The sequence below is a fragment of the Paenibacillus sp. P4_E11 genome (assembly GCF_056401635.1).
The window spans coordinates 1-501 of sequence record NZ_JBFUIX010000750.1 but is presented as its reverse complement, the minus strand read 5'-3'; the positions used below and the strand labels follow the sequence as shown (position 1 = coordinate 501).

1 protein-coding gene is annotated in these 501 nt (G+C 51.1%); it reads left to right on the top strand.

Annotated elements, in window-relative coordinates; all coding sequences use genetic code 11:
- Positions 1-501, top strand: a 501-nt coding sequence (locus AC1DWB_RS37275; protein ID WP_477546044.1) for a DNA glycosylase AlkZ-like family protein, incomplete at both ends; no start/stop codon positions are given.

The following is a 501-nucleotide window of genomic DNA, read 5'->3' as shown; positions in this document are numbered from 1 at the left end:
GAATACGAATGGAATCCGCAACCTTAGCGGATATCGAACAGAGTATCACAGATCGTAAGATCGTATTGACTTGGCCGATGCGCGGTACCATTCACTTCGTGCCAGCAGAAGATGTGAGATGGATGTTGAAGTTAACGGCCTCACGTATCCTGGCGCAGGATAGCCGCAGGCTGGAACAATTAGAGCTTACTCCGGCTATCATGGAACGAAGCAAGATCATCTTCTATGACGCCTTGCATGGGAATAAACCCATGTCCCGCCCCCTTCTCATGCAATTACTAGAGAATGCAGGGATCAGCACGACCAATCAACGGGGCTATCACCTGCTGTGGCACTTCGCACAGTCCGGTTTCATCTGTCAGGGGCCAAGGGAAGGTAAGCAGCAAACATTCGTATTGCTAGACGAGTGGGTGCCGGTCACACATGAGTTATCCGCCCACGAAGCGCTTGCTTTGCTCACAGAACGCTATTTTATAGGGCATGGGCCAGCAACCGTTAATG